The organism is Streptomyces beijiangensis (genome assembly GCF_017315755.1).
GTDB lineage: Bacteria > Actinomycetota > Actinomycetes > Streptomycetales > Streptomycetaceae > Streptomyces > Streptomyces beijiangensis.
Genome location: NZ_JAFLRJ010000495.1, coordinates 1 through 260 on the forward strand (window position 1 = coordinate 1; position 260 = coordinate 260).

At 70.4% G+C, this 260-nt stretch carries 1 protein-coding gene; it reads left to right on the forward strand.

The genetic code is table 11. The annotated features are described in order from the left end of the window. Positions 1-260 (forward strand): histidine kinase (locus J0695_RS35780; RefSeq protein ID WP_242553623.1); only part of this gene is annotated, 260 nt, incomplete at both ends.

Consider the following 260-nt stretch of genomic DNA (forward strand, 5'->3'; position numbering starts at 1 on the left):
TGTGGCTGGTGACCGGCGCCGTCTCCATTGCGCTGGCGCTCATCTACTCCCGGGACAACGACGGCACCAACGTCCTGCTCTTCGTCCTCAGCTCGGTGCTGCTGGTCATCGGCGGCGCGGTCCGCGAGCGCGGCGAGGCGCAGCGGCGCCTGGCCGAGGTCCAGACGCTCAGCGAGGCCGAGCGGGCACAGCGGACGCTGCTCGAGGAGCGGGCCCGTATCGCAAGGGAACTGCACGATGTGGTCGCCCACCACATGTCG